At 44.6% G+C, this 24,147-nt stretch carries 23 protein-coding genes and 1 tRNA gene; 16 read left to right on the top strand and 8 right to left on the bottom strand.

Annotated features, from left to right (window positions below; all coding sequences use genetic code 11):
- Positions 1-25 precede the first annotated feature (25 nt).
- Positions 26-790: a serine O-acetyltransferase gene (gene cysE / locus A3IE_RS0110800; protein WP_020395637.1), complete on the bottom strand. Its 765-nt coding sequence runs from the start codon at positions 788-790 to the stop codon at positions 26-28.
- Between the two features lie 234 nt (positions 791-1,024).
- Here cysE and A3IE_RS0110795 point away from each other — a divergent pair, with 234 nt between their 5' ends.
- The 15 genes from A3IE_RS0110795 (at position 1,025) to A3IE_RS0110725 (ending at position 13,900) form a co-directional block, all read left to right on the top strand.
- Complete coding sequence (locus A3IE_RS0110795) at positions 1,025-1,348, top strand: DMT family transporter (RefSeq protein WP_020395636.1); 324 nt, start codon at positions 1,025-1,027, stop codon at positions 1,346-1,348.
- Positions 1,349-1,436: 88 nt separating this feature from the next.
- Entirely contained in the window at positions 1,437-3,029 is a 1,593-nt protein-coding gene (locus tag A3IE_RS0110790; RefSeq protein WP_020395635.1) for a peptide chain release factor 3, read from the top strand.
- Positions 3,030-3,842 (top strand): 3'(2'),5'-bisphosphate nucleotidase CysQ, encoded by an 813-nt coding sequence (gene cysQ, locus A3IE_RS0110785; protein ID WP_020395634.1) that lies wholly within the window; start codon positions 3,030-3,032, stop codon positions 3,840-3,842.
- A 154-nt stretch (positions 3,843-3,996) separates the two neighbouring features.
- A complete protein-coding gene (locus A3IE_RS0110780) occupies positions 3,997-4,722 on the top strand; it encodes a response regulator (RefSeq protein ID WP_026154889.1) in 726 nt (241 codons plus the stop codon).
- A 6-nt stretch (positions 4,723-4,728) separates the two neighbouring features.
- The gene (gene trmB / locus A3IE_RS0110775; protein ID WP_020395632.1) at positions 4,729-5,415 is read left to right on the top strand and encodes a tRNA (guanosine(46)-N7)-methyltransferase TrmB; all 687 of its coding nucleotides are present in this window, start codon (positions 4,729-4,731) and stop codon (positions 5,413-5,415) included.
- A gap of 186 nt (positions 5,416-5,601) precedes the next feature.
- Positions 5,602-6,459 (top strand): hypothetical protein, encoded by an 858-nt coding sequence (locus A3IE_RS22080; protein WP_020395631.1) that lies wholly within the window; start codon positions 5,602-5,604, stop codon positions 6,457-6,459.
- Positions 6,460-6,576: 117 nt separating this feature from the next.
- Positions 6,577-7,137 carry a M23 family metallopeptidase gene (locus A3IE_RS0110765; RefSeq protein ID WP_020395630.1) on the top strand — a complete coding sequence of 187 codons (561 nt, stop codon included), beginning with the start codon at positions 6,577-6,579 and terminating at the stop codon, positions 7,135-7,137.
- A 148-nt stretch (positions 7,138-7,285) separates the two neighbouring features.
- Positions 7,286-7,699: a tol-pal system-associated acyl-CoA thioesterase gene (gene ybgC, locus A3IE_RS0110760; RefSeq protein ID WP_020395629.1), complete on the top strand. Its 414-nt coding sequence runs from the start codon at positions 7,286-7,288 to the stop codon at positions 7,697-7,699.
- Entirely contained in the window at positions 7,686-8,393 is a 708-nt protein-coding gene (tolQ, locus tag A3IE_RS0110755; protein WP_020395628.1) for a protein TolQ, read from the top strand. The genes ybgC and tolQ overlap by 14 nt, the downstream gene beginning before the upstream one ends.
- A complete protein-coding gene (locus tag A3IE_RS0110750) occupies positions 8,390-8,821 on the top strand; it encodes an ExbD/TolR family protein (protein WP_020395627.1) in 432 nt (143 codons plus the stop codon). The genes tolQ and A3IE_RS0110750 overlap by 4 nt, the downstream gene beginning before the upstream one ends.
- Positions 8,822-8,859: 38 nt before the next feature.
- A complete protein-coding gene (locus A3IE_RS20460) occupies positions 8,860-10,404 on the top strand; it encodes a TonB C-terminal domain-containing protein (protein ID WP_020395626.1) in 1,545 nt (514 codons plus the stop codon).
- A 3-nt stretch (positions 10,405-10,407) separates the two neighbouring features.
- Entirely contained in the window at positions 10,408-11,652 is a 1,245-nt protein-coding gene (gene tolB / locus A3IE_RS0110740; RefSeq protein ID WP_020395625.1) for a Tol-Pal system beta propeller repeat protein TolB, read from the top strand.
- 21 nt (positions 11,653-11,673) lie between these two features.
- Complete coding sequence (gene pal, locus A3IE_RS22075; RefSeq protein ID WP_051062509.1) at positions 11,674-12,447, top strand: peptidoglycan-associated lipoprotein Pal; 774 nt, start codon at positions 11,674-11,676, stop codon at positions 12,445-12,447.
- A gap of 5 nt (positions 12,448-12,452) precedes the next feature.
- On the top strand, positions 12,453-13,727 hold the full coding sequence (gene ybgF, locus A3IE_RS22070) for a tol-pal system protein YbgF (protein WP_157832864.1): 1,275 nt from the start codon (positions 12,453-12,455) through the stop codon (positions 13,725-13,727).
- Positions 13,728-13,827: 100 nt separating this feature from the next.
- Positions 13,828-13,900: transfer RNA gene (locus tag A3IE_RS0110725), tRNA-Lys, on the top strand.
- Between the two features lie 63 nt (positions 13,901-13,963).
- Here A3IE_RS0110725 and A3IE_RS0110720 read toward each other — a convergent pair.
- The 6 genes from A3IE_RS0110720 to A3IE_RS0110690 form a co-directional block, all read right to left on the bottom strand.
- Positions 13,964-14,980 carry a tyrosine-type recombinase/integrase gene (locus tag A3IE_RS0110720; protein WP_020395624.1) on the bottom strand — a complete coding sequence of 339 codons (1,017 nt, stop codon included), beginning with the start codon at positions 14,978-14,980 and terminating at the stop codon, positions 13,964-13,966.
- A gap of 264 nt (positions 14,981-15,244) precedes the next feature.
- Positions 15,245-16,666, bottom strand: coding sequence for a hypothetical protein (locus tag A3IE_RS22065; RefSeq protein WP_020395622.1), 1,422 nt, complete (start codon positions 16,664-16,666; stop codon positions 15,245-15,247).
- Between the two features lie 88 nt (positions 16,667-16,754).
- A complete protein-coding gene (locus A3IE_RS0110705) occupies positions 16,755-17,540 on the bottom strand; it encodes a hypothetical protein (RefSeq protein ID WP_020395621.1) in 786 nt (261 codons plus the stop codon).
- 81 nt (positions 17,541-17,621) lie between these two features.
- Positions 17,622-20,018 carry an EcoAI/FtnUII family type I restriction enzme subunit R gene (hsdR, locus tag A3IE_RS0110700; RefSeq protein ID WP_020395620.1) on the bottom strand — a complete coding sequence of 799 codons (2,397 nt, stop codon included), beginning with the start codon at positions 20,016-20,018 and terminating at the stop codon, positions 17,622-17,624.
- Positions 20,015-21,157, bottom strand: a complete 1,143-nt coding sequence (locus A3IE_RS20440) for a restriction endonuclease subunit S (RefSeq protein WP_020395619.1) — start codon at positions 21,155-21,157, stop codon at positions 20,015-20,017. Before A3IE_RS20440 ends, hsdR begins: the two co-directional genes overlap by 4 nt.
- Positions 21,154-22,623: a class I SAM-dependent DNA methyltransferase gene (locus A3IE_RS0110690; protein WP_020395618.1), complete on the bottom strand. Its 1,470-nt coding sequence runs from the start codon at positions 22,621-22,623 to the stop codon at positions 21,154-21,156. Before A3IE_RS0110690 ends, A3IE_RS20440 begins: the two co-directional genes overlap by 4 nt.
- A 537-nt stretch (positions 22,624-23,160) precedes the next feature.
- Between A3IE_RS0110690 and A3IE_RS0110685 the strand changes: the two genes are divergently transcribed.
- Complete coding sequence (locus tag A3IE_RS0110685) at positions 23,161-23,493, top strand: hypothetical protein (RefSeq protein WP_020395617.1); 333 nt, start codon at positions 23,161-23,163, stop codon at positions 23,491-23,493.
- Here the strand turns inward: A3IE_RS0110685 and A3IE_RS0110680 are convergent.
- A complete protein-coding gene (locus A3IE_RS0110680) occupies positions 23,490-24,143 on the bottom strand; it encodes a hypothetical protein (RefSeq protein ID WP_020395616.1) in 654 nt (217 codons plus the stop codon). The genes A3IE_RS0110685 and A3IE_RS0110680 overlap by 4 nt on opposite strands.
- Positions 24,144-24,147 lie beyond the last annotated feature (4 nt).

Raw genomic sequence — 24,147 nt, 5'->3', positions numbered from 1 at the left:
AAAAAGGCGCTATCAGCGCCTTTTTTTAGATCTCGTAGCAGTTAGTTTCTTTATTAAAGCTATTAGCTTGTAATTTAGGCAAGGGTTCGACTTCCAAATTCCCACCCAAACGATGCACTTCTTTGCACAAGCAATCCATGCGTTCATCCATCATGTGGATATGGTCAAGCATACGATTGACAGCGTTGGCGATTGGATCGGGCATATCCTGTGTTGCGCCATAAGCATCAAAGCCGAGCTTTTCCGCTAGTTCTTCGCGGCGCTTGTCGTCCACATCACGCGCTTTCACTGCACGCCCTGGAATACCAACCACGGTGGTGTTTTCTGGAACATCTTTCACGACAACCGCATTCGAACCGACCCGTGCACCATTATTTAAGGTAATAGGGCCAAGAATTTTCGCACCTGCCCCAATCACCACATTATTCATTAAAGTAGGATGGCGTTTGCCCGGTTTCCAACTGGTTCCACCTAAGGTGACACCCTGATAAAGCGTACAATCATCGCCAATTTCTGCTGTCCCACCAATCACCACACCCATGCCATGATCAATGAAAAATCGCCGCCCAATCGTCGCTCCCGGATGAATTTCAATACCGGTATAAAGGCGGGGGATATTGGAGAGAAAGCGGGCGAGCCATTTGAAATTATGCTGCCATAACCAATGATTCATACGATGAAATAACACCGCATGTACGCCGGGGTAGGTAGTAATAATCTCAAATACATTACGCGCCGCCGGATCGCGCTCAAAAATGCAGTTGATATCTTCACGAACACGCTCAAACATGGATTCGTTCTTAAACCTGACTAGGGCTAGTTATGGTAGTGGAATTGTGCAATGTGGTCTATGGCAAAACGTTAATCGGATTAACACCGCCATATGTCGTCGCAACGCTAGTTCATCGATGAAGCTTAATGAAAATGGTACTTTATGGTCTATAATTGGTATAAAAACTAGAGTGTTCTAGTGATTTAGCTAAAAATAAATCAGGGGTTAAATAAAGCTAATGGTATTAAGCTTATGCATTATTTTTATCTTCTGCTTTCTATTGTATTTGATGTAGCTGGTATGGCAGCGCTTCACAAAGCTCATGGTCTTTCCCATGTAAAGTATTTAATTATTGGTTTGGTTTTATTTAATTTAGCCATAGTAGCTTTTGCACTTTGCCTACGCCAATTAGATATAACAACTGCTAATGCGACTTGGGCCGGTTTAAGTATTTTATCTGTTTCACTTTTAGGCTATTTAAACTTTGACGAGCATTTTAACGGATTGCGGTGTTTTTATATTTTTCTAGTTACTTGCGGTGTAGTTGGATTGAATGTTACCAGTGTGAGCCATTGAGTCAGTGTACGCAGTTTAGCGGCCCATTACCCTCCTAGAGTACTTTCCGTTATAATCGCGCTTTTCCCACGCTTTGACGCTTGATATCATGACTGACCGCTTACAAGAAACCGCACGCCGCCGCACCTTCGCTATTATTTCTCACCCTGATGCTGGTAAAACTACCATGACCGAAAAGGTCTTACTATTTGGCGGTGCTATCCAATTAGCGGGTACGGTCAAAGGGCGTAAGGCCGCACGCCATGCGACGTCTGACTGGATGACGATGGAAAAAGAGCGTGGCATTTCAGTCACTTCTTCGGTCATGCAATTCCCTTATAATGGACGCATTGTCAATCTGCTCGATACCCCGGGCCATGAGGACTTTTCTGAAGATACCTATCGGGTCTTGACAGCGGTTGATTCGGCACTCATGGTGATTGACGTGGCAAAAGGGGTCGAGGAACGTACCATTAAATTAATGGAAGTTTGTCGCCTGCGCGATACACCGATTATGACCTTCATTAATAAACTTGACCGCGAAGGCAAAGAGCCGATTGAGTTATTAGATGAAGTTGAAACAGTGTTAACTATTCAATGTGCTCCTATTACTTGGCCCATTGGAATGGGGAAGCGCTTAAAAGGTATTTATCATTTATATCAAGATAAGGTAATTCTCTATAAGCCTAGCACCGAGCGCAAATTGGATTATGAAGAAATTCAAGGGATCAATAATCCTGAGTTAGACGAAAAAATTGGAACGCAGGCGCAAGAATTACGGGATGAAATTGAATTAGTTAAAGGCGCTAGCCATGCATTTAATGTAGAAGAGTATTTAAAAGGCAGTTTAACACCCGTTTATTTTGGCACTGCTTTAAATAGCTTTGGGATTCGTGAGTTGTTAGATGATTTCGTGGAATATGCGCCAGCGCCACAGCCGCGCCCGACCACAACACGTGCAGTGGAGGCAGCAGAAGAGGCGTTTACGGGGTTTGTGTTCAAAATTCAGGCGAATATGGATCCACAACATCGTGATCGTATGGCGTTTATGCGGGTTTGCTCCGGCAAATTTGAGAAGGGTATGAAGGCTAAGCATGTGCGTATTGGCAAAGAAGTAAAAATTCCTGATGCCCTAACCTTCATGGCATCGGATCGCGAGCATGTTGAAGACGCTTACCCAGGGGATATTATTGGTTTGCATAATCATGGCAGTATTCGCATCGGCGATACCTTTACGCAAGGTGAAAACCTTCAATTCACGGGTATTCCCAACTTTGCACCAGAATTATTTCGGCGCGCGCAATTAAAAGACCCGCTCAAAATGAAGCAACTTCAAAAAGGCTTAGATGAGCTATGCGAAGAAGGTGCTACGCAATTATTTCGTCCTTTGACCAATAATGATTTGATTTTGGGAGCGGTAGGCGTATTGCAATTTGATGTAGTGGCTCAGCGCTTAAAAGATGAGTACAAGGTGGATGCCCGTTTTGAAGCGGTCAATGTGCAAACGGCACGTTGGGTCAGCTCAAATGATGCAAAAAAGTTAGAGGAGTTTAAAACGAAAGCTGCCCAGAACTTGGCTATCGATCATGCAGGCGAATTAGTGTATATCGCGCCCACACGCGTTAATCTGCAAATGGCAATAGAAAAATGGCCTGAAATTCAATTCCATGCCACACGCGAGCACGGTGTAGGAAACGTATAAATGAACACTAGCCCCTTACCAGATCTCACTTATTTATTGCCTGAAATAGTTCGTATTGCCAAAGGCGCTGGTCAAAGTATCCTTAACATTTATCAACAAGCTGATCATAGCATTGAGCATAAAACGGATAACTCGCCGCTAACTGCAGCCGATTTAGCCTCACACCATTATATTATCCAACAATTATCCGCCTTGACGCCTAATTACCCCGTTCTATCGGAGGAGTCAGCACATTTGCCCTATGAAGAGCGTGCCCAGTGGGAGACTTATTGGTTAGTCGATCCTTTGGATGGTACGAAAGAATTCATTAAGCGTAATGGCGAATTCAGTGTGCTGATTGCGCTGATCCATCAACATCAATCGATACTAGGCGTTGTACATGCACCGGTATTGGAAACCACTTGGTATGCGGCCAAAGGCTTAGGCGCGCGTCGTCAACTAAACCACGAGCCGCCTAGTTTGCTGGCAACACGCCAAACGCCTGATAAGGTCACCATTGTCGGTAGCCGTTCGCACGCCGGTGACTCGCTGAAAAACCTTTTGGATCGTGTTGGCAATTATGAATTGGTTTCAATGGGTAGTATTTTAAAAGCCTGTATGGTCGCCGAGGGTAAGGCCGATCTTTACCCTCGTCTAGGCCCGACTTCTGAGTGGGATACTGCAGCAGCTCAAATTATTGTTGAAGAGGCGGGTGGTGATTTTGTTACATTGCCAGAATTACAACCACTACGTTACAACCAAAAGCAGTCTTTGCTAAATTCAGAGTTTTTAGTTAGTGGTGTCTCTGCTTCGGCTTGGCAAAAAATCCTCTAAAATTGTAACAATTATGATTAATTTAGCAATTAGCTAAGTTATCGCCTAGAAATTTACATTTTTTTAGAAAAATCTTTGAATAGGAGTAATTTAATAGCAATAATAGAGTGGATCACTATATAATTTTGTATATGCGTTTGGGTCTTAGCATGATATTTCTGGAGAGATAACGATTAGCAGGATTCTTGTACTAGATGATGATGAGGTCTTGCAAAAATTATTAAACGCCTACTTAGGGCAGCAGGGCTACCAAATTCATTCACTGTTTGAAGGAGAGTTGTTGAGTGATTTTTTGGAGAAAAATCATGTCGACTTAGTCATTCTTGATTTGGTTTTGCCGGGCAGAAATGGATTAGACTGGCTGACATGGCTTAAGCATAAGCGCCCCCATTTACCCGTGATTATTCTATCGGCTGAACAAACTGTGGAGATGAGGATTGCAACCTTGTCCGCAGGCGCCGTTGATTATTTAGCCAAACCTTTTCACCCAACCGAATTATTATTGCGGATTAAAAATATTTTGCGCGTCCACCATGCGCCATTAAATACCTCCAAACTTGCGGACTATCAATATTGTTTTGATGCAGAACGCGCTTTGTTTTTTCGCCATAATATCACTATCAAACTGACGACGACTGAGACTTTATTGCTCAAGTTTTTCTTTGAGCATGTGGGAGAAGTGGTCAGTCGGGATGCTATTTCCGAAACCTTGCGCGGCAGCCGCCACCATCCGTTAGATCGTAGTATTGATGTGCATATCAATCGCTTGCGTAAAAAAATTGAAGAGCGTCCTTCTTTACCCAAATACTTGAATACAGTGTGGGGAAAAGGTTATCGTTTCATTCCTCCTAAAAAGCCGAATCCTGACCCCACTGTTTGAGTTTGCATGGATACCCCAAAACTGCGTGAAATTAAGAGCTTTGTCTTGCGCCAAGGTCGTTTAACTAAAGCTCAACAACAAGCGATTGACACCCTGTGGCCGCGCTATGGCATTGACGCAGGCAGCTCACTCCTAGATTTTGCGCAGCTCTTTGCGAATGATCATCCCGTAACGCTTGAAATTGGTTTTGGTAACGGCGAATCGCTTGCAGAAATGGCTAAAGCGTCGCCAGAGCGGAATTTTGTAGGTATCGAAGTGCACACACCCGGGGTGGGGCATTTACTATATTTAATCGGTGAACAACAGCTTTCTAATATACGCCTACTAAATACCGATGCTGTAGACATTATTAAACAGCGTATTGCTTTGCAAAGTTTGGATAGGGTGCAGCTTTATTTTCCCGATCCTTGGCATAAAAAGCGGCACCATAAACGCCGCATTGTGCAGGCAGACTTTGTACAGATGATTGCCGAACGGCTTAAACCCCAAGGTATCTTTCATCTAGCGACTGACTGGGAAGACTACGCACTACAGATGGCCGATGTCATGAATGCCAGTTCAGCTTTTAAAAGTTTAGCACCAGATGGCACTGCATTTTCTCCCCGTCTAACAGAACGCCCCCTCACTAAATTTGAGCAACGTGGCCTAAAATTGGGTCATGGGGTCTGGGATTTACTCTACCAGCGCGTGTAGATACTGCGTTATCAACTCTAGAAAAACCGCAAAAATGACTCGCTAGGCGTGGTTGCTAAACTGCGCCCAACTGACTCATGCCAGTATTCGGCAAATCATGACGTATAGCCCAAGTTTAACTCTGATTAATTGGATCGATTTGCTATTCATAGGTTTTATAAAAATACTGAGCTAGTCAAGCGGACTATGAAAAAGCTACTTTACAGTTTGGCCTTACTGCTGTGTTTATTGCCTAATCGTTTAGCTGCATTCTCGCCGACCGTTGAAATTCATATTGCTGGGAAATGGCGACACGTCAGTCAGCTAGATGTTAAAGCGGTATTGGACTCGGCAGTGACTGTGGCAATTCCTTATGTAGGTGCGCGCACGATGGAGCCGATTCAAGTCAGAAATCACAATAAAGGCCCCATTTCCCTATACGAGCGTAGTCCTGCACAAGAGTATGTTGTGCTTTTGGATATTGATGGTGCTTATTACGCACAAATGGCCTATCAATTTTCACATGAATATTGCCACCTGCGCTCAAATTATGATCTAGCCCCGCACAATATCACGCGCCAACAATGGTTTGAGGAAGCTCTATGTGAGGCGTTTAGTTTGTTTAACTTAGAGCAAATGGCCAAGCAATGGGAAAGCCATCCACCCTATCCAAGTTGGAAAGCGTATGCGCCCGAGTTAAAAAAGTATGTGGCCTCGCTCAAGAAAGAGCAACATCGCCGCTTAGCACCTTCGCTTAAAGCATGGTACGAAATGTACCGCAATACCTTAGAAGAGAATCCTTATGCGCAAAATCGCCAACTTAATGAGCAAATGGCAAGCCATTTATTAGGTCTTTTTGAGAAATATCCACAAAGTTGGCAAGCTATTAATTATGTAAACCTTGGCGAAATTACCCAACATTATACATTTTCGGACTACTTGAACGATTGGTTGTTCTATACGCCCACTCAGTGGCAACAACCGATTCGCGAATTACTTCAAGAACTAGGTTTTGAACAAAAATATGCTGTTAAGCAACCTTGCTGCTTATCAGTGATATTTTAAATTTAAGTCAAACTATGAAATAGTTGCTGATCTAGAGTGAACTTCTTTAATCCTCGCGTTGTCTCATGCTAAGCAGAGGTAATAAACGTATAATGTAAGATAATAGAGGCCAAACCCATGCAGAAACCACTGCTTTTTTTAATCGCAATTACCATTTTTATTATGGGCTATTGGATTCCAGAGGATCGTCACATGCCGGTGGCAGGTGCAAAGCCTTATGACTGGAATCCTGCTGCTTTTTGGCATATGGGTAGTCAACAGCCGCAAAAAGGCATCAATATTTTTGCGCGCGAAGGCACCCCTGTTGTTGCTGCTACCAGTGGTTGGGTGGTCTATAAAGACCAAGACGAGCAAGGTGAGAATTCAGTTTGGGTATTAGGCTCAAAATGGCGTTTACACCATTATTCGAATTTGAAAAAGGTCGATGTTCGTCCAGGTGTTTGGGTCAAAACGGGTGAGCAGATTGGTAGTGTAGGCCAAGCCGTTACGACCAGCTACAAAAGCCCAGCAAATTTGTATTATTCGATCCGTAGTTTGCCACCACAGGTTTCTGAACTGAAGCCTGAGAAACCGTTTTGGTTAGAGCAAGTATTTTATGTCGATCCGCACAAGTTCTTGACAGAATATCAGGCGAGTGACACCACTCAGGCAGTTGAGAAAAAAGCGCTAGAACATTAATTTTCCAAGTCCTCTTCCCATTCGTTTACGGGCATCTAGTATGCCCGTTACTTTTTTAGGCATCTGTCACTAGACAAGGCCAAATTCTTGATGTAGCGCTAACACTTTTCCATTATTCTTCAGCCTAACAAAAATTCAACAGGGTGCTATGAGTCAATTTGAATTAGGGGTGCGTGTCTATTACGAAGACACGGATGCGGGCGGTGTTGTCTACCATAGTAATTATTTGAATTTTATGGAGCGCGCTCGAACAGAATGGCTACGTGAGTTGGGTTATCAGCAAACGACCTTGATCCAGCAGCGCAATATTATTTTTGTGGTGCGTAGTATCCAAATCGATTATCTCAAACCAGCCGTATTTAATGATTTATTAACGGTGCGTTGTTCGATTGCGGAGTATGGTCGAACCAGTATTCATTTTCGCCAAGACATTTTCCGTCAGGGTCAGGCCGAACCTTTAGTCAGTGCCATAGTCAGAGTGGTGTGTGTGAGCGCGGATGCTTTTCGCCCCACTGCCATTCCAGACGATATTCGAGGACAGCTTTGCCGTGCAGACCACTGATCTTTCCATATTAAATCTCATTTTACATGCCAGTTTGGTGGTCAAAATTGTAATGGGCATCCTGGTAATAGCCTCCTTGCTGTCTTGGTCTTTGATGATCGCTAAAAGTAGTCAGCTTAATAAGGCAAAAAAAGCGGCTGAACGTTTTGAAGAGCGCTTCTGGAGTGGAATTTCACTGCCAGTCTTGTATGACGAATTAAATAAAAGGCCACGGGCGGGCTTACAGCGTATTTTTTATGACGGCTTTCACGAATACCAGCGTATGAGTAAGCTCACTGCGAATACGCCCGCCCTCACCAGTACCTTATCGGTGAGTCAGGCGGTACAGCGTGCTATGCGAGTGGCGGCTTCCAAAGAAATTGATGGTTTGGAGCAAAATATAGGCTTCTTAGCCACGGTTGGCTCAACTAGCCCCTATATTGGCCTATTTGGGACGGTCTGGGGGATTATGAATTCATTTATATCGCTTGGGCAAATGCAGCAAGCGACTTTAGGTGTCGTTGCCCCTGGGATTGCGGAAGCCTTGATTGCTACCGCGATTGGCCTATTTGCGGCGATTCCTGCGGTTATTGGTTATAACCGCTTCAGTGATCGCATTGATCGCTTAGTAGTCACTTATGACAATTTCCGTGAAGAGTTCACTGCTTTATTAGAGCGTCATGAAGCTGGGCAAAGTATAGGAATTAGTAAATGAGTAGCACTCGCCGTTCACGTCGTGCCATGGCACAAATGAATGTCGTGCCTTATATCGATGTCATGTTGGTGTTATTGGTTATTTTTATGGTGACAGCACCCATGATGCAGTCAGGCGTCGAGGTGAATGCACCGGATACGGCAGCAAAACCATTAAGTTCCGATAATCAGCAGGAACCTTTGATCATTTATGTTGATCAAACTGGACAGTACTTTTTATCAGATGGCAAGAAAATGGCTGCGTCTGAGGTAACCGATTATGTGGCGACGCATTTGGATGATAAACGTGATCGACAGGTTTATATCAAAGGTGATGCAGCCGTGGAATATCGCTATTTATTTGCTGCTATGGTCGCTGTACAAGAGGCAGGAGCAAAAAAAATCGGCCTATTAAATGATGCAAGCAAAACCAAGGCACGTCAACGCTAAGTGCGCTACTGACTTAAGGTTAGGGTTTTAGAACGACTATGCTCAAAGAATTATTAAAAAATCCAGCCGCGCTATTTTGGGCGATTATTCTGCATCTTTTTGTAGTGATTTTATTATTGTGGGGTTTTGCCTTTCAGAAAAAGCCTGAGGTGGCTCAAGGCCAAGAAGGAGCTGTGAGCATTGTCACCAGTGGTATACCGGCGAGCAAACCACCTAAGCTACAGCCCAAAACGACAGAAACTGCCGCGACGACACAAGCGAATTCAGAACCTCCTCTAGGCGGAGAAGACCCAAACATTACTCAGCAGCGTATCGCGGATCAGGAAAAAGCGGCCGCGTTTGAGCATAAGCGTAAGGAAAAATTAGAACAAGAGTTATTACAGGCCGAGCGTGAGGCAGCGGCAGAAGCTAAACGGCAACGTGAAGCGGAAAGAAAGGCTGAGGAAAAACGTATTAGTGATGAGCAGAAGCAACGCGAGGTCGAAAAGCGTGCCGAAGCACAGCGCCTTGCGGATGAGCAAAAGCAACGTGAAGCGGAGATTGAGGCGGCTCGTAAACGTGTACGTGAGCGTGAGGCGGAGGAAAAACGTTTAGCTGAGGCGGAGCGCCGTGTGCAGGAGCGTGCTGAGGCAAGACAGCGTGCTAAAGCGCAACGTGAAGCCGAAGAGCGTGAAAAAGCGATGGAGCAAGCCTTAGCCGAGGAAAAGCGTAAAGCGGAAGCAGAGCGTGAAGAGCGTCGCCAATTAGAAGAACGCTTAGCCGAAGAACGCCGTAGCCGCGAGCGTGAGCAAGAACGTCTTCAAGCTGAGCGTGATGCTGAGCAACAAGCCTTAATTCGGCGTGTAGAAGAAAAGCGTTTGGCGGAAGCGCGCGAGCGTGAAGAAAAAGAATCGGCTGAAAAACGTCAGGAGCAAGAAAAATTAACTGCACAACGTCGTGAGCGTGAGGCTGAAGAAAAACGTTTAGCAGATGCCAAAGCTGAACGTGAAAAAGCTGAAGCTGAAACGAGGCGTTTACGACAGGAACAAGAACGTATGGCGGCCTTTTCTGCGATTGCCCAAGAACGTGAGACTGCTAAGGCACGTGAAGCAGCAAAAGCCGCTGAGGAAGAGCGCAGTAAACGGGCGACCACCGAGGCTTTAGCGAAACAGAAGGCTGAACAAGAGGCTTCCGACCAAGCAAAACGTGAAGCCGCTGAAGCCGATGCGCGCCGTAAAGCCGATCAAGAAGCAGCTGAGCGTAAAAAAAGGGAAGAAGCAGAGGCCGAAGCGCGTCGCAAAGCCGAACAAGACGCTAATAATAAAGCGAATTTAGCCCGCTTAGGGAGTGAATGGGGTGAGCGTATTAAAAGTCATGTCAGTTCGCGCTGGAATCAACCGGCCGATACATTTGGTATGAGCGCAAAAGTACGCTTAGCGATTCGTTCCGGTGGGCAAATCCAAATGATGAATGTCACCAAATGTTCTGGCACACCCCAATTCTGCGAATCCTTAATTGCGGCACTACACAAGTCAGAACCTTTTCCTGACGCCCCGTCACCTGAGCTTTATAACGACACTTTAGTTATCGAATTTGAGCCATAAGCCATGAAAAAGAAATTTGCTGTATTCGCTGCTGTTGTTGGTTTGACACTAGCCCTAAGTGCTCGCGCTGAATTGGTGATTCGTATTACGGAGGGCGTGAAAGATGGTATTCCGGTCATGATTGTGCCGTTCCAAGGCAGTGATCTCGCATCTATTATCGAAGCGGATTTAATGCGTAGCGGACGTTTTACGCTGATTGATCCGGCCAAGGCGGGGCAGGCACTGGCACCGGGGATGCCTTACGATATTCCCAAGCTACGCGCTAGTGGTGCGGAATATGTGGTCGTTGGCAAGCAAACCGGCAGTTTAGAATTTGAAGTATTAAATGCGGCGACTGGGCAGCGTGTGTCCGGTTTTCGTATTCCATCCCATCCAAATCGTCGCCGCATGGCGCATAAAGCCGCCGATTTAGTATTCGAGCGCTTAACGGGAACACGCGGTGCTTTTGATACGCGTATCGCTTATGTCGCTGCCAACGGACCGCCACGCCAACAAACTTACCAATTAATCGTTGCTGATTCTGATGGTTTTAATCCACGTACCATTATGACCTCTAATCAGCCAATTCTTTCGCCAAGTTGGTCACCGGATGGTCGCAAATTGGCCTACGTATCGTTTGAGACCGATCGCTCTGCGATTTATATCCAAGATTTGGCAAGCGGTGAAAAGCGTTCGATCTCTAATCGTCAGGGCACCAATGGCGCACCTTCATGGTCACCGGATGGGCAATCGCTCGCCGTGAGTTTGTCGGAAAGTGGTAATCCCGATATTTTTGTGATGGATGCAAGCGGCAATAACTTACGCCAAATTACGCATTCTGATGCGATCGATACCGAGCCGACGTGGGCGAATAACAGTACGATTGTGTATACCTCCGATCAAAGTGGCAATCCACAGCTTTATCGTACTAGCGCAGCAGGTGGGGATGGTACGCGCATGACTTTCGAAGGGAATTATAATTCCGCGCCCAATATTGTGGGCAATCAAGTGGCGATGGTGCGTCAGGTCGATGGGAATTTTCGCATTGCACTCATGAATGCGTCTAGCCGTAAAACTTCGATTGTGTCTAATGGGCGTTTTGATGAAGCCCCCACGCTTGCACCGAATGGTTCGATGGTACTGTATGCGACGAAGCGTGAAGGGCGCAGTATGTTGGCGGTATCCAGTGCAAATGGTAAAGCACAACAAACCTTATCTGCTTCTCAGGGCGATGTCCGTGAGCCTGCTTGGTCCAATTATTTAGATTAATAAAACTTCCGAGGGACTTATATGAAATTAACGACTGTGGCTAGTCTTGTAGTAGCAGCCAGCTTGATCAGTGCCTGTACACCTCAAGTGGCCGCTCCCCCGAATGCCAATGCTGTACCGGATGCCTATTACGATCCGAATGAAGTAGATGTGTATGCGCAAGGGGGGGCAGGTGGTCAAGCAGGTGGTCAAGGTGGGTATGATCCGAACGACCCGAATCGCCAAGGCGGGGCTTATGAAGGTGGACAAGGTGGCGTAAGTAGTTATGGTGCAAATGCCCAAGGCCAAGGACGCTACGGTGGTGCAGGTGGTTATGGTAATACTGGACAGGGTGGACGTGGTACACAAGGCCAAAATCAGGGTAATGGCATCCAAGGGTCTTATGGAAATGGTGCCAATCAGATAGGTACGCGCGCGGGTCAATATACACCGGCTGATTTACGTAATCCTTCCAGCATTTTGGCACAACGCATTATTTATTTTGATTATGACAAGGCAAATATCCGCCCTGAATATGTGACTATTTTAAATGCCCACGCTGCTTTATTGGCCGCTTACCCTGAGTTAAGAGTACGTCTTGAAGGCCATGCTGACGAACGCGGCACACGCGAGTACAATGTGGCTCTTTCAGAGCGACGTGGCAATACGGTACGCGATTTCTTACGTTTAAAAGGCGTGCGCGCCCAACAAATGGAAGTGATCGGCTATGGCGAGGAAGTACCAGCCTCTTTTGGACAAGATCAGCAATCTTGGGATAAGAATCGCCGCGTCGAACTTATTTATTCAGGAGATTAATGCCCATGTTATACACAGTTAACCGGAGCCTTTGGGGGGTTCTGGCGACTGCTATGCTATTAGCACCGCCATCAGTGAAGGCTATTACCGATGATGCTGCGGTACAGCTTCTAGATCGCGTGAATGAATTGGAAGACGAAGTAAAAAGTTTACGCGATGAAAATGAGCGGCTACGCGATAAATTACAGAATCAACCAACTCGCACCGAGGAGTTGGAGAAGGCCAATGCACCTTTGCAAGGTTTGGATAGCCCTAGCACGACATCGCCAGCCCTTATTGATTTAGATAAATTGAAGCCCGATTTAGCTAAACCGGAAAGTGCATCCTCTTCCACCAGCAGTGACATAGCCAAAACGGATGCGGCTAATAAAGGCATTACCACCAGTTCTGAACCGCTGAAATCCAGTGATGCTACTATATTGCTTGCGCCCAATACGTCTACAGGGTTATCCAGCACGAATAGTGCTGCCACCACTAACACACCCACCACGCAGGGGGTGTTGAATAGCTCGACCGGTTCAACACCGCAAGCTAGCACCGTAGCACCCGCTGTTACATCGCCGAGTACGTCTGGTAGCGTAACAACGACTACTAGTACCAATACGGCTACCACTAGCAGTACAACAAGTTCGTCCACTGCAGGCGCTACCTCTAATTCTAGCGAGCCAAGTGCAACGCCAGCAGCTAAAGTCGATCCAAGCAGTCCAGATAGTTATTATTTCTATGGCGCGGACAAAGCGAAACAACCGGAAACTGCTGCAACTACAGCGGCCACGCCTGCAACCGATACAGCCAAAAAAGAAACGGTTACGCCTACTAACCTAGCAACACCGAATCCGATACCCGCTACGGAAAAACCCGTTGTTGTGAATGCGAGCAAAGATACGCCCAGCGATATGAAGGCTAAAACGGACTACAATGAAGCGTATAAATTGTTAGTTAGCAACTCACAATCTGCGATTCCTGCTTTTCGCGCTTTCTTAGTCAATTATCCTAAGCATGAATTAGCCGCTAATGCGCAATATTGGCTGGCTGAGGCTCTATTTGTCCAAAAGGATTATGAGGGGGCAAGCACGGAGTTTATGCGCGTGTTACGTGAGTATCAGGATAGTCCGAAAGCTTCAGCCGCTGCCTTAAAATTGGGTTACTCTTACTACGAGCTGAAACAATGGGATTTTGCCCGCCGTACTTTGGAAGATACGATCCGTTTCTTCCCCGATAGTAGCTCTGCCAAGCTTGCACAAGCGCGTTTACAGCGCATGAAAGACGAAGGCCGTTGATCAAATAAAACTTTGTAGTAAAAAAATCATAAATTATTAATGAAAGCTGAAAAAAGTGCTTGAATAGCAAGTCTGCTTGTATATAATGGCACGCCTCGACGGGTCGTTAGCTCAGCCGGTAGAGCATCTGACTTTTAATCAGGTGGTCATGCGTTCGAATCGCATACGACCCACTTCATACTAAAGCCTTGTAGGTCAAACACTTACAAGGCTTTTTTTATTGCTAAGGCCATCATTTAGTTTTCTACCACTGTGCCAGATTTGTGCCATGTTTGGCACACTGCTTCGGCATAGGTGCTTAGATGTTCAGCACCTAAGTGCGCATAACGTCTAACCATGTCTATGCTTTCCCAGCCCCCAAGCTCTTGTAATACATGCAAGGGAGTACCATTTTGCACATGCCATGAAGCCCAAGTATGCCTAAGATCATGCCATCTAAAATCTATAAGTTGAGATTCTTTAACGGCACGATACCAAGCTTTGGTAGTGACTTGTCCTACTGGTTTGCCTTTAAAAGTAAAAACTCTTGTAGGGTGTTTACCTTTGGCCTCTTGGAGCACTTCCAGCGCTTCCGTATTGAGTGGAACACAGATTGCTTTTCTAGCTTTGGCTTGGTCAGGATGCACCCAACAGAGTCGCCGCTCTAAATCTATCTGTGACCATTCTAGCTCTACTGCATTACGCTGGCGTAAACCAGTAGCTAAGGAAAAGCGAGCAATTAGGGCTATATGGCTTGGTAAAGCACTTAATAGCCTAGTGGCTTGTTGAGATGTTAACCAACGAATACGCCTCTTAGGCTCAGGCAATAATTTGATATAGGGTGATTTGTCCAACCATTCCCAATCATTTACAGCCTTTCTTAAAATAGCTCTTACAAGTGCCAGCATACGATTTACAGTAGCATTACTGACTTTTTCGCTTTGCTTGGCTCGTTTAAGTAAATCTATTACGTTACGATTAATCTCGTTTAAGCATTTCTTGCCTAGAAACTTATCTAACCACTTTAAGGTATTAATATCATCGCTAAGTGTCGCTTTATGACTTGCTTCATCAAGCCACCGAACAACAGCTTGTTGCCATGTATAATCTGGCTTTTCCCCTAGCTTCTGGATTTTCCAATAGTGTGCTTTGAGCTGGTCGTGATACTCCTGCGCTTGGGTTTTGTTATCAGTCCCAGTCGATTCGCGTACTCGCTCACCATTTGGGGCTGTAAAACGTACCCACCATGTTGTTCCACGTTTATAGAGTGACATTTTTTCACCTCTCGATGAGTAATGTCACTTGACCGCTTTTCCACTGTCTCAGGATAAAGTGAACACAAGTAAGCCTCAAGCTCAGCCACCAAGAAAACCCACCGACGGGCAGGTTTTGCCCCACGAACGACACCACTTTTTGCTTTAGCACGTAAAGCAGAACAAGACATATGTAAAAACTTGGCGGCTTGTTCCAAATCCAGGGTAATGGATAGGTTGGGTGTGTGGTCACTAGCTGGCCTGCTATCCACGTCAGATTTTTTGTCATACGCCATCATTACCTCCTTTGATCTCATCACCCGGTAACGGAATATGCTCCAAAGGATTGTGCTCGTTTTCGAGTGGATCGAATGCTTTAGGTTGGTTGTAGCTTTTAGCCTTTAAATTACGTTTGGTATGAATATAAGCATTTAAAGGAGTATCGGTACGCTGATGAAAGGTTCGAGCATCCTCTAAATAGCGAGCATATGCGGTGTTAATATCGGTAATGCCTTCGCGTGCCATATAAGAACTTAAAAAGGCTAAACTATTTTTGAATAGGTATTGATCGCTAGGTCTACGATTCTTGCTAGCACGCCGAATAGGTACATCCATTTGCTCGCGTTGTGCCCATGAATGCCAATCGACTGCTTGTATTTTCTGCCAAAGTGGATGAGCGGGCCAACGTGTAATAGTTTGATCAGAGCAGTTCGGTATGGTTAGACGTAGCCAATCTTGACTGGCATATTCCCAGAGCGCTTTTACACGTGCTTTTAATGAGCCTAATGTGTGTATATCCATCTCAGTGAGTACTTCGCGTTTGTATTGAAACTCAACGCGCCACACTGGCTCTTGGCCTGACCAGCCTTGCTCACGCCATACACTTTTGAAATAAGGTTTATGGCTAGATTTAATTTCTAAACTTTTATCGTAAATACGCGCCAGTAAATCACCACCCTTACCCATCAACCAGCCAGATAATTGGTTATGAGTATAATAAATATCTTTCTTGGTAGAACGTGTCACCCAAGCCTCAATAGGTGTGCTAGCTAAAGATGCGTTAGTGGAAAAATCAACACATATGTCCACACGGCTTACATGAATATGCTTAACATTCTCCGTTAGTTCCGCCACTATCTTTAGTAATTCATTAGTAGCAGGCTCTAAGCCTTCAAGCGTTAAAACTTCACTGCTTAGTTGTACGTACAAACAAGGTATGCTTTTTGCTGATGCACTAGCAATTTGGATACGAAACCAATTATCAATCAGCACATAACGAAATTTGCCTTGTCCCCGATCACTGACTTCAAAATGGTGATTGGCAATAGATAGATGCGCTTGGGCTTGATATTCAGGATAGGGGGATTGGGCCAATTGTTTGAGACGATCAAGCTCAGTAAAACTTGTCGATTTAAGTTGGCCTTTGAACGAAAGGTATAAGCTATCAATGCCCATATACCAAAGCTGAAAAAGCAGGTTAATGGAATGGTTTGTGCAATTTGCAGGTGCTGTGTTACTAACCTCCGCACCCGACCCCGAATCCTGAACGACCGTACTAGCGTCACGACCCGCGTCCCTATCAAAAGCGCCTTCGGCGCATTTGCCACCGATTTCCGGTGAAATTCCCGCACTCGCGCAAGCTGCGTGCGGGAGTTTCACCGTTAAATCAGCGGCTCCGCGCAAAGCAATTTTTGTAGTGTCATTCATAGCGTTTCTCCATTAGTACTTAACGGATAAACAAGCTATACATACACTGAAGCCAATACGAGGACATGAAAAGGCAGCGCCATGTCCTTTACTTTTCAGAAGTTTTATGAAGGCGTTGGATTACTTTCCACAAACTACCACAGGGATCTTCTGTGTAGTTTGGGTAAATTTCGAGCTGATCAATGAATAGATTGCATAATTCTTCTTTTGAAAGCGGTTTGTAGTCAGGAAAGTCGTCCATCATAGCTTCCATCAGGCGAATATCATCCAAATCAGACTTGGTTTTACGTGGTCTAGAACCTTTGATTGCACGACTAAGTTGGTCAAAAAAACCGCCATCTTTGATAAGCATTGCTTTCATGAGTAGTTTTTGGGCGGTAGGTGTATAGAGACAGGTTTTATCGATTAAAATAGCATCGAATAAAGCATTAGTATCTCCCTCTCTTGCTTTGGCAATCAAATGGCTTATAGATGATGTCTTACCAAATACCCTTATAGCTTGAAGGTTACCGTTTAAAGCCATACTAACCATAGTAAATAGGCTAAAGGCTATATCTCGTTCCTCGGGCGAACAATCAGGTAACTCCCGCTCTAATTCCTCAACTACTTGATTGCTCAGCTCTATTATTTTTTCAGGTGTTTTGATCTTGCCATCTTCAAATAAAATATCAGGAGGCATGATTAAGCTAATTGAAGCTGCTACAGAGTATTTGAAGTCTAACTCATAAAATTCCCACCATCTAAGGTAAGGAAAGTGTTTATGGAAATCAATACTCCTTTCTTTTAGAGTCTCAGTATATTGGCGTATTTCAGTGTTAGCGGATTTCCACAGCTCATAGTAGCCTTTTAAATTTTTAGAATTTTGGTTTGGCATGGTTAATCTCAAGAATCTGAATTTTTTATTGATATGTAAAATTATAATTCTGTTGCTATATTAGTCCTCAGCTTTTTTTAATCAATATAGGCCGATCTGAAATTCTGTGAATAGTTTACGAATACTTTTTACATCGCCGAGTACTTTTGTGACATCGGCAATGGTTTGATATTTCAATTTAATTAAATCACCCAGCTTGTCAACGTCTAATTCACTCACCCCTTGATCAATATAGTGACTCAACACAAAGTCTAAAAACTCCTGTTGTTTAGCATTATAGGGGGCGAGAATCGCAGGTTTATGGCTATTTACCCGTTCTTCACGGGTTTGAATCGGTAAGGCGTAGGCGAGATGTGCCAATACATCATAGAGGTCGCTGCGTTCGGCATTCACGACCTTACTAATTTGCTTGAGTTGTTCGCTGCTGTAGCCTTTTGCGGTTAAACCGTCGAGTAGTTGTTTACGAGTAGTTGGATTACCCCAAATACGTCTTAACTCCTCCTCATCCTTAAAGAATTCAGGCAATGTACCTAAGAAGGTTTCGAGGTACTGCGCGGCGGAAATCGGTTTACCGTCTTCTCCGAGAAATTCGGTCGAGATGATATTCACGAGTTGACGCTGTGCGCCTAAGGTCACTTTCACTTTATTTGAGGTTAGGCATTCACAGGGAGTACTACCACAAACCAAACAAGGGTCACTTAAGCAAACGCAGGGTTGCTGATTACACTGTTTACAAATGCGTGGTTTCTTTTCGCAGGTACAAGGATAGTTATTACATTTTTTACAAATGTCAGGAATCGGTTCGCCATCCCATGCGGGGTCTTTGAATAAGTCATAGGCTTTAACAAAGTCGTAGAGCGTGAAATAGTCTTTTTGATCGTAAAGGCGCGTACCTCGTCCTAAGATTTGCTTAAATTCGACCATATCGGTAACGGGACGCATGAGGATAATATTTCTGACATTGCGTGCATCTACACCGGTGGAAAGTTTGCGTGAAGTGGTCAAAATGGTCGGAATGGTTTTTTCATTGTCTTGGAATTGTTTCAGTACTGCTTCACCTTTTGCGCCATCATTGGCGGCGACTCGTTCGCAATATTTCGGTTGCTTACTGATTTTCATTTGATTGACCAGATTACGCACGGCTAAGGCATGATCTTGGGTCGCACAAAACACAATGGTTTTTTCGCGTTGGTCGATCATGTCCATGAAGGTTTTAACGCGATGTTTTTCCCGACCTTCAATTTCAATAATGCGGTTCATATCCGCTTCGGTGTAGGTTTTTTCGGTATCGAGTTCACCTTCTACCGTGTCACCGTCTTGGTATTGGTAGTCGTCAATCGTGGAGGCAATGCGCTTGATTCTAAAGGGTGTGAGGAAACCATCATTAATCCCGTCTTTGAGCGCATAGGTGTAAACGGGTTCACCAAAGTAGTTATAGGTATCGGCGTTTTCTTCGCGGCGTGGAGTGGCGGTTAAGCCCAACTGCACGGCAGAACTAAAGTACTCCATAATGGTGCGCCAACTGCTTTCATCATTCGCCCCGCCTCGGTGACATTCATCAATAATAATCAGGTCGAAAAAGTCGGGCGGATAGCCCCAGAAACTCGCAGTCGGTTTACCGTCTGCATCTTTAGCACCCGCCATAAAGGTTTGGAAGATGGTAAAGAACAAGTTACCGTTTTTCGGTACACCTTTACGCTTATTAATGGTTTTGGGGGCAATGCGTACCAGTGCATCTTCGGGAAAAGCACTAAACGAGTTATAGGCTTGATTAGCGAGAATATTACGGTCGGCTAAGAATAAAATACGCGGTTCGCGGTCAGTGCCGTCGTTATTGCGCCATGCTTTGACATTCCAGCGGCTTTGAAACAGTTTCCACGCGATTTGAAAGGCTATGGCGGTTTTACCTGTTCCGGTGGCTAGGTTTAATAGAATGCGGTCTTTGCCTGCAATCAGGGCTTCGAGGGTTTTTTCAATGGCGTTGTGTTGGTAGTAACGTGGTTGCCATGAGCCGCTTTTGTCTTCAAACGGCACGGCGGCAAAGCGTTCACGCCATGTACTCGGCGTTTCAAAGGTAGCTTGCCAGAGTTCATCCGGTGTGGGGTAGCGGTCTACTTCATATTCTTGTGCGGTGTGCATGTCGATGCAGTAGATACCTTTGCCATTGGTGGAATAGGCAAAGCGAATATTCAGCAATTCGGCATAGTCTTTGGCTTGTTGTACGCCTTCGGTGGGGTGGAGGCGCACGCGCTTGGCTTCGATGACGGCGAGTTTTTTGCCTTTGTAGAGTAGGACAAAATCAGCGGATAAGCCTTTGCTGCGTTGTCCGCTGCCAATCAGTTTGCCGAGGGATATGGCGTGTTCTCGATCTATACGGCTGTGTGCGGTGAGCCTTGCACCCCATTGAGCGGTTTGCAAGGCGGTTTCGATGTATTCGGCGCGGGTGTTGGCTTCGTTGAGATCGAGTTCTAGGGTCATGGGTTCACCAGTTTGTCCACGTTGTTAGCGGTGAGTTCGCCACTAAAGGCTTTTTGCAGGAGGGATTGTTTTAATTCGGCTAGGGCTTGGAGTTTTTGTTGGTATATGGTTATTAAGTTTGCAGTTCCAATAGATAGATTTTCTAATTTATCTAAGATATTTTGCTGTAATGTTATAGGAGGAATATCAATCTCTAAGTTTTGGATCATTCCTAGCTTAAGAAATTTAGTACCAGCACCAACAGATTTATTTTTTAGCTCTTTGAGGCTTTTTATTAATTGATAGTATAAGAATCTATAGAGCAACTCTTTCTCGTTCTTAATAGTAATTACATAGGTACGTTGGTAGGCATTAAACTTTCCTCTAAAATGCTTCACATTAAAGTCACCAGAGGCATTATTGCCAGCTAATAAGACAGCCTCACAGTCAAAAGCAAAATTGTCTATCTGATAAATCTCTCTTGAACAAGTAAAAAATGGATAAATACCATTTACTACTGCTGCATTAGCATCAAGTTTGCCTGTTTTGATATTAACGAAATTGCCTAGAGGTTTTTTATTGTGAGAGGTCGACTCTAAATAGCTATCAAACAACTCCCGCGCATTCGCCAGATTCTTTTCCGTATTGGCAATCGCTTGGTTAATACCTACGAAGGCTTCATCTAAAATAGCGACAATGCGTTTTTGTTCTTTTGGGCTTGGTAATGGAATAGGAAGCGATTTTATAAAAGGAAGTTTTACTCCTTGAACTGTAGCTCCCGTTCCTGCCTCAATAATTTGTGGAGCAATGCTTTTAAGCCACCAGTATAAAAAGGGCACTATAAGAAAATCTAAACTTTTAGGAATAATACCGCGCAAATCTTGGTTAATTGCGGTATCTTGGTTAAGTAAACATACTTTTCCTAAACCAACTCTAGTAGCAATTATAACATTATTAGCTTTAATAATATTTGTAGGGCTTGCTCTAACAGCTTCTCCAGTAATACAAAATTCTGTTTGAGATAGAATATCAGATTTCATATCTCTTACCGTTGCCCAAGGAATATCGCCAGTGTAGAAAATTGGATTTTCTTTGGATGGTGTTCCACCACCTATAACATCGCATACTTCTCCTAAGGGTTTGTAATTCCAATTACTCACAACAACCCCCGAATCACATCCAACACCTCAGCGCTTTCCTTATCTAATGCCGCAATCTCATCTAAAATCGTTTGCGGGTCGCGTAATACCACTTCTTCATTCTTATTCGGATTCTTTACCGACAAATCAAACGTCGTCTTATCCACACTGGCAATAGCCACCGACCATGATTGTTCCGACGCTGCAAAGCTTGCTTGTAGTTCCACAAACTCCTTTAAATCGTTGTCATTCAGCGGATTGGTTTTGCCTAAACTGCGCTTCGGGTCAAGCTGGTAATACCAAATGTTTTGCGTCGGTTCACCTTTCTTAAAAAACAGCACTACCGTTTTAACGCCAGCTCCCAAGAACGTACCGCTCGGACAATCTAAAATCGTGTGCAGATTAAAGTTTTCCAATAGCTCTTGGCGTAAGGCTTTCGAGGCATTATCCGAATTAGAGAGAAAGGTATTTTTAATAACAATTGCCGCGCGTCCATGTGCCTTCAAATATTTCATAAAGTGCTGTAGGAATAAAAACGCGGTTTCCCCCGTTTTAATCGGAAAGTTTTGTTGTATCTCGCTGCGTTCTTTGCCGCCAAACGGCGGATTGGCTAATACCACATGATAGCGGTCTTTTTCCTGCACATCGGCAATATTCTCGGACAGGGTATTGGTGTGAATAATATTCGGCGCATCCACCCCATGCAGAATCAAATTCATAATCGCCAACACATACGCAAGGCTTTTCTTTTCCTTACCGTACAGCGTTTTGCTTTGTAATGTGTTTAATTGATCGGTACTGAGGTCAGCACTATTGCCTTGCGCGTCATAACGCAGGTATTGATAGGACTCACACAAGAATCCAGCTGAACCACAAGCCCCGTCATAAATCTTTTCCCCAATCACGGGCTTAGTGACTTGAATCATGGCGCGGATCAGCGGGCGCGGGGTGTAATATTCGCCGCCATTGCGTCCCGCATTGCCCATATTCTTAATGCGTGTTTCGTATAAACTAGAGAGTTCATGTTTCGCTTCATGCGAACCAAATTTCAAGGTATCGACTAAATCCAATACATCGCGCAGCGAATAACCACTATTAAACTTATTTTTAATTTCGCTAAAGATTTCGCCGATTTTATATTCAATGGTATTGGCATTTTCAGCACTTTGCTTAAATTCGCGCAGATAAGGAAACAGCTTATCTTCCACAAAGCGGATTAAGTCTTTGCCTGTCAGTGCTTTATCACGGTCGAGTTCACCCTTGTCATTCTTAGGCGCTGCCCACGTTGACCATTGATAGTCTTCATCAAGGATATAGGTATAGTCATCCTCGTTAAGCTGGGCTTCTTGTTCGTACTCTTTTTCCAGATCATCCAAATACTTTAAAAACAAAATCCAAGAGCTTTGCTCGGCATAGTCTAGTTCAGAGGAGCAGCCCGCTTCTTTCCACAAAACATCATCAATATTTTTAAAGGTTTGTTCAAACATGAGTGACTTCTGGGGGAGTAAAGTGGAGGGTGGTTGAAATTTTATCAACCATGAATCGGCTAATTATAAGGCATTATGAAGGGCTGCCAACTACTTTAAATAGATTAGCTATAGTGCGTGCCAGATTTGTGCCAGCTCAAAAGCAAACTACACGCTATTAACTAGCGTTGTATCACTTTTAGCGAGTGTGGAAAGCAGTAAGTGACTGATTAATAAAGGTCTATTAAATTTCAGATGTGCCTTTTAATCAGGTGGTCATGCGTTCGAATCGCATACGACCCACTTCATACTAAAGCCTTGTAAATGAATAGTTTACAGGGCTTTTTTATTGCTGCTACTTTTTTAATTTATCCCCTACCGACACCTAAACTGTCTTGGTGCTGTTATAAGCCTAATCACTAATAAAAGAGGGAGAAGCTTAATAAACAAGCACCTTTCATGCCGCAAAGTCACTCCATTTGTCTTTTTTAGCCTACAGGCTTTGAACGATTTATCGCTAAATAACGAATGCAAGGATGCACAACAGGAGTGTTAGCTATGCTCATTCAACAAGTACCCAAAGCATATGTACGGCCGAGTACACCCGATGAAATTCGCCAAGCCAGCCTTTTGAGTGCTTATCAGAATCCACGTTATCCCGCTAATGATCCACGTTCTTTCGTGAATCCTGAGCTAGGGGCATGGACAGTGGAGTTGGATCGTACCCCAGCAGGTTCCAAATCGTTTCATGCGAAACTGACTCCGAAGGGAGTGGTAGCTTATACCAAAATCTCTAACAATCCTTATTATGATGAGTGGGCGCCTGCAGCATGGTTTTATCAGCCGCAGTTAGCACCTCTATTGAAATGCCAACTGGGTCGAATTATTTAGGTGCGTAGGGTGTAGGGATCCATAATGACAATTTCTTTCGTATCTGCACGGCGCATTAAATTATTGCCATGCAAGTCCCACGCCAAAAAGTCTTTGTGTTGCAGGTAGTAGTGATAAAGTTTGCGAATATCCTCGGCTAACGATTGATTATAGCGCTCCGATACCCAGCCGTAGACCCGCTCACGCTCTGCTTCAGCCATCCAATCGATTTCATGGACGGATTCATTGAAGAAGGCCACATCTTCATCATCGAGATGCTCCAGTCGCTCCATGATATAAATTAGGCGAAATTCGGGCTCATCATGAGTGAATAAGCAAATGGAACTGGGGTCAAGAATATGGTCGTTTTCGTCTAGTACACCCACACGGCGAATAAAGGGAATATTCTTTAATTGCTCCGCTCTAATCGCGTCTTTGAAATATTCTAAACCTAGCGCATATTTCTCTAGGATCACATACTGCCGACCGCTTGGGCTATTCAAATCGGCGAGGAAAGCTTTGCGGCATTTTTCGCAAAATAGTTGCAATGTACCGCTAGTCTCATTGCATTCCATCGCATACACATTAGTTAAAAAAGTGTTTTCACACTGTGGGCATTCCATGCGCTCAAACTTGCCATCCACAAGGCAGCGCAGGAACTTTTCGCTCATGTCC

Origin of the sequence: Thiolinea disciformis DSM 14473, from assembly GCF_000371925.1 — a bacterium.
Lineage (GTDB): Bacteria > Pseudomonadota > Gammaproteobacteria > Thiotrichales > Thiotrichaceae > Thiolinea > Thiolinea disciformis.
Note: the sequence above shows the minus strand (reverse complement) of the source record. Positions and strands in the feature narration are given on the sequence as shown.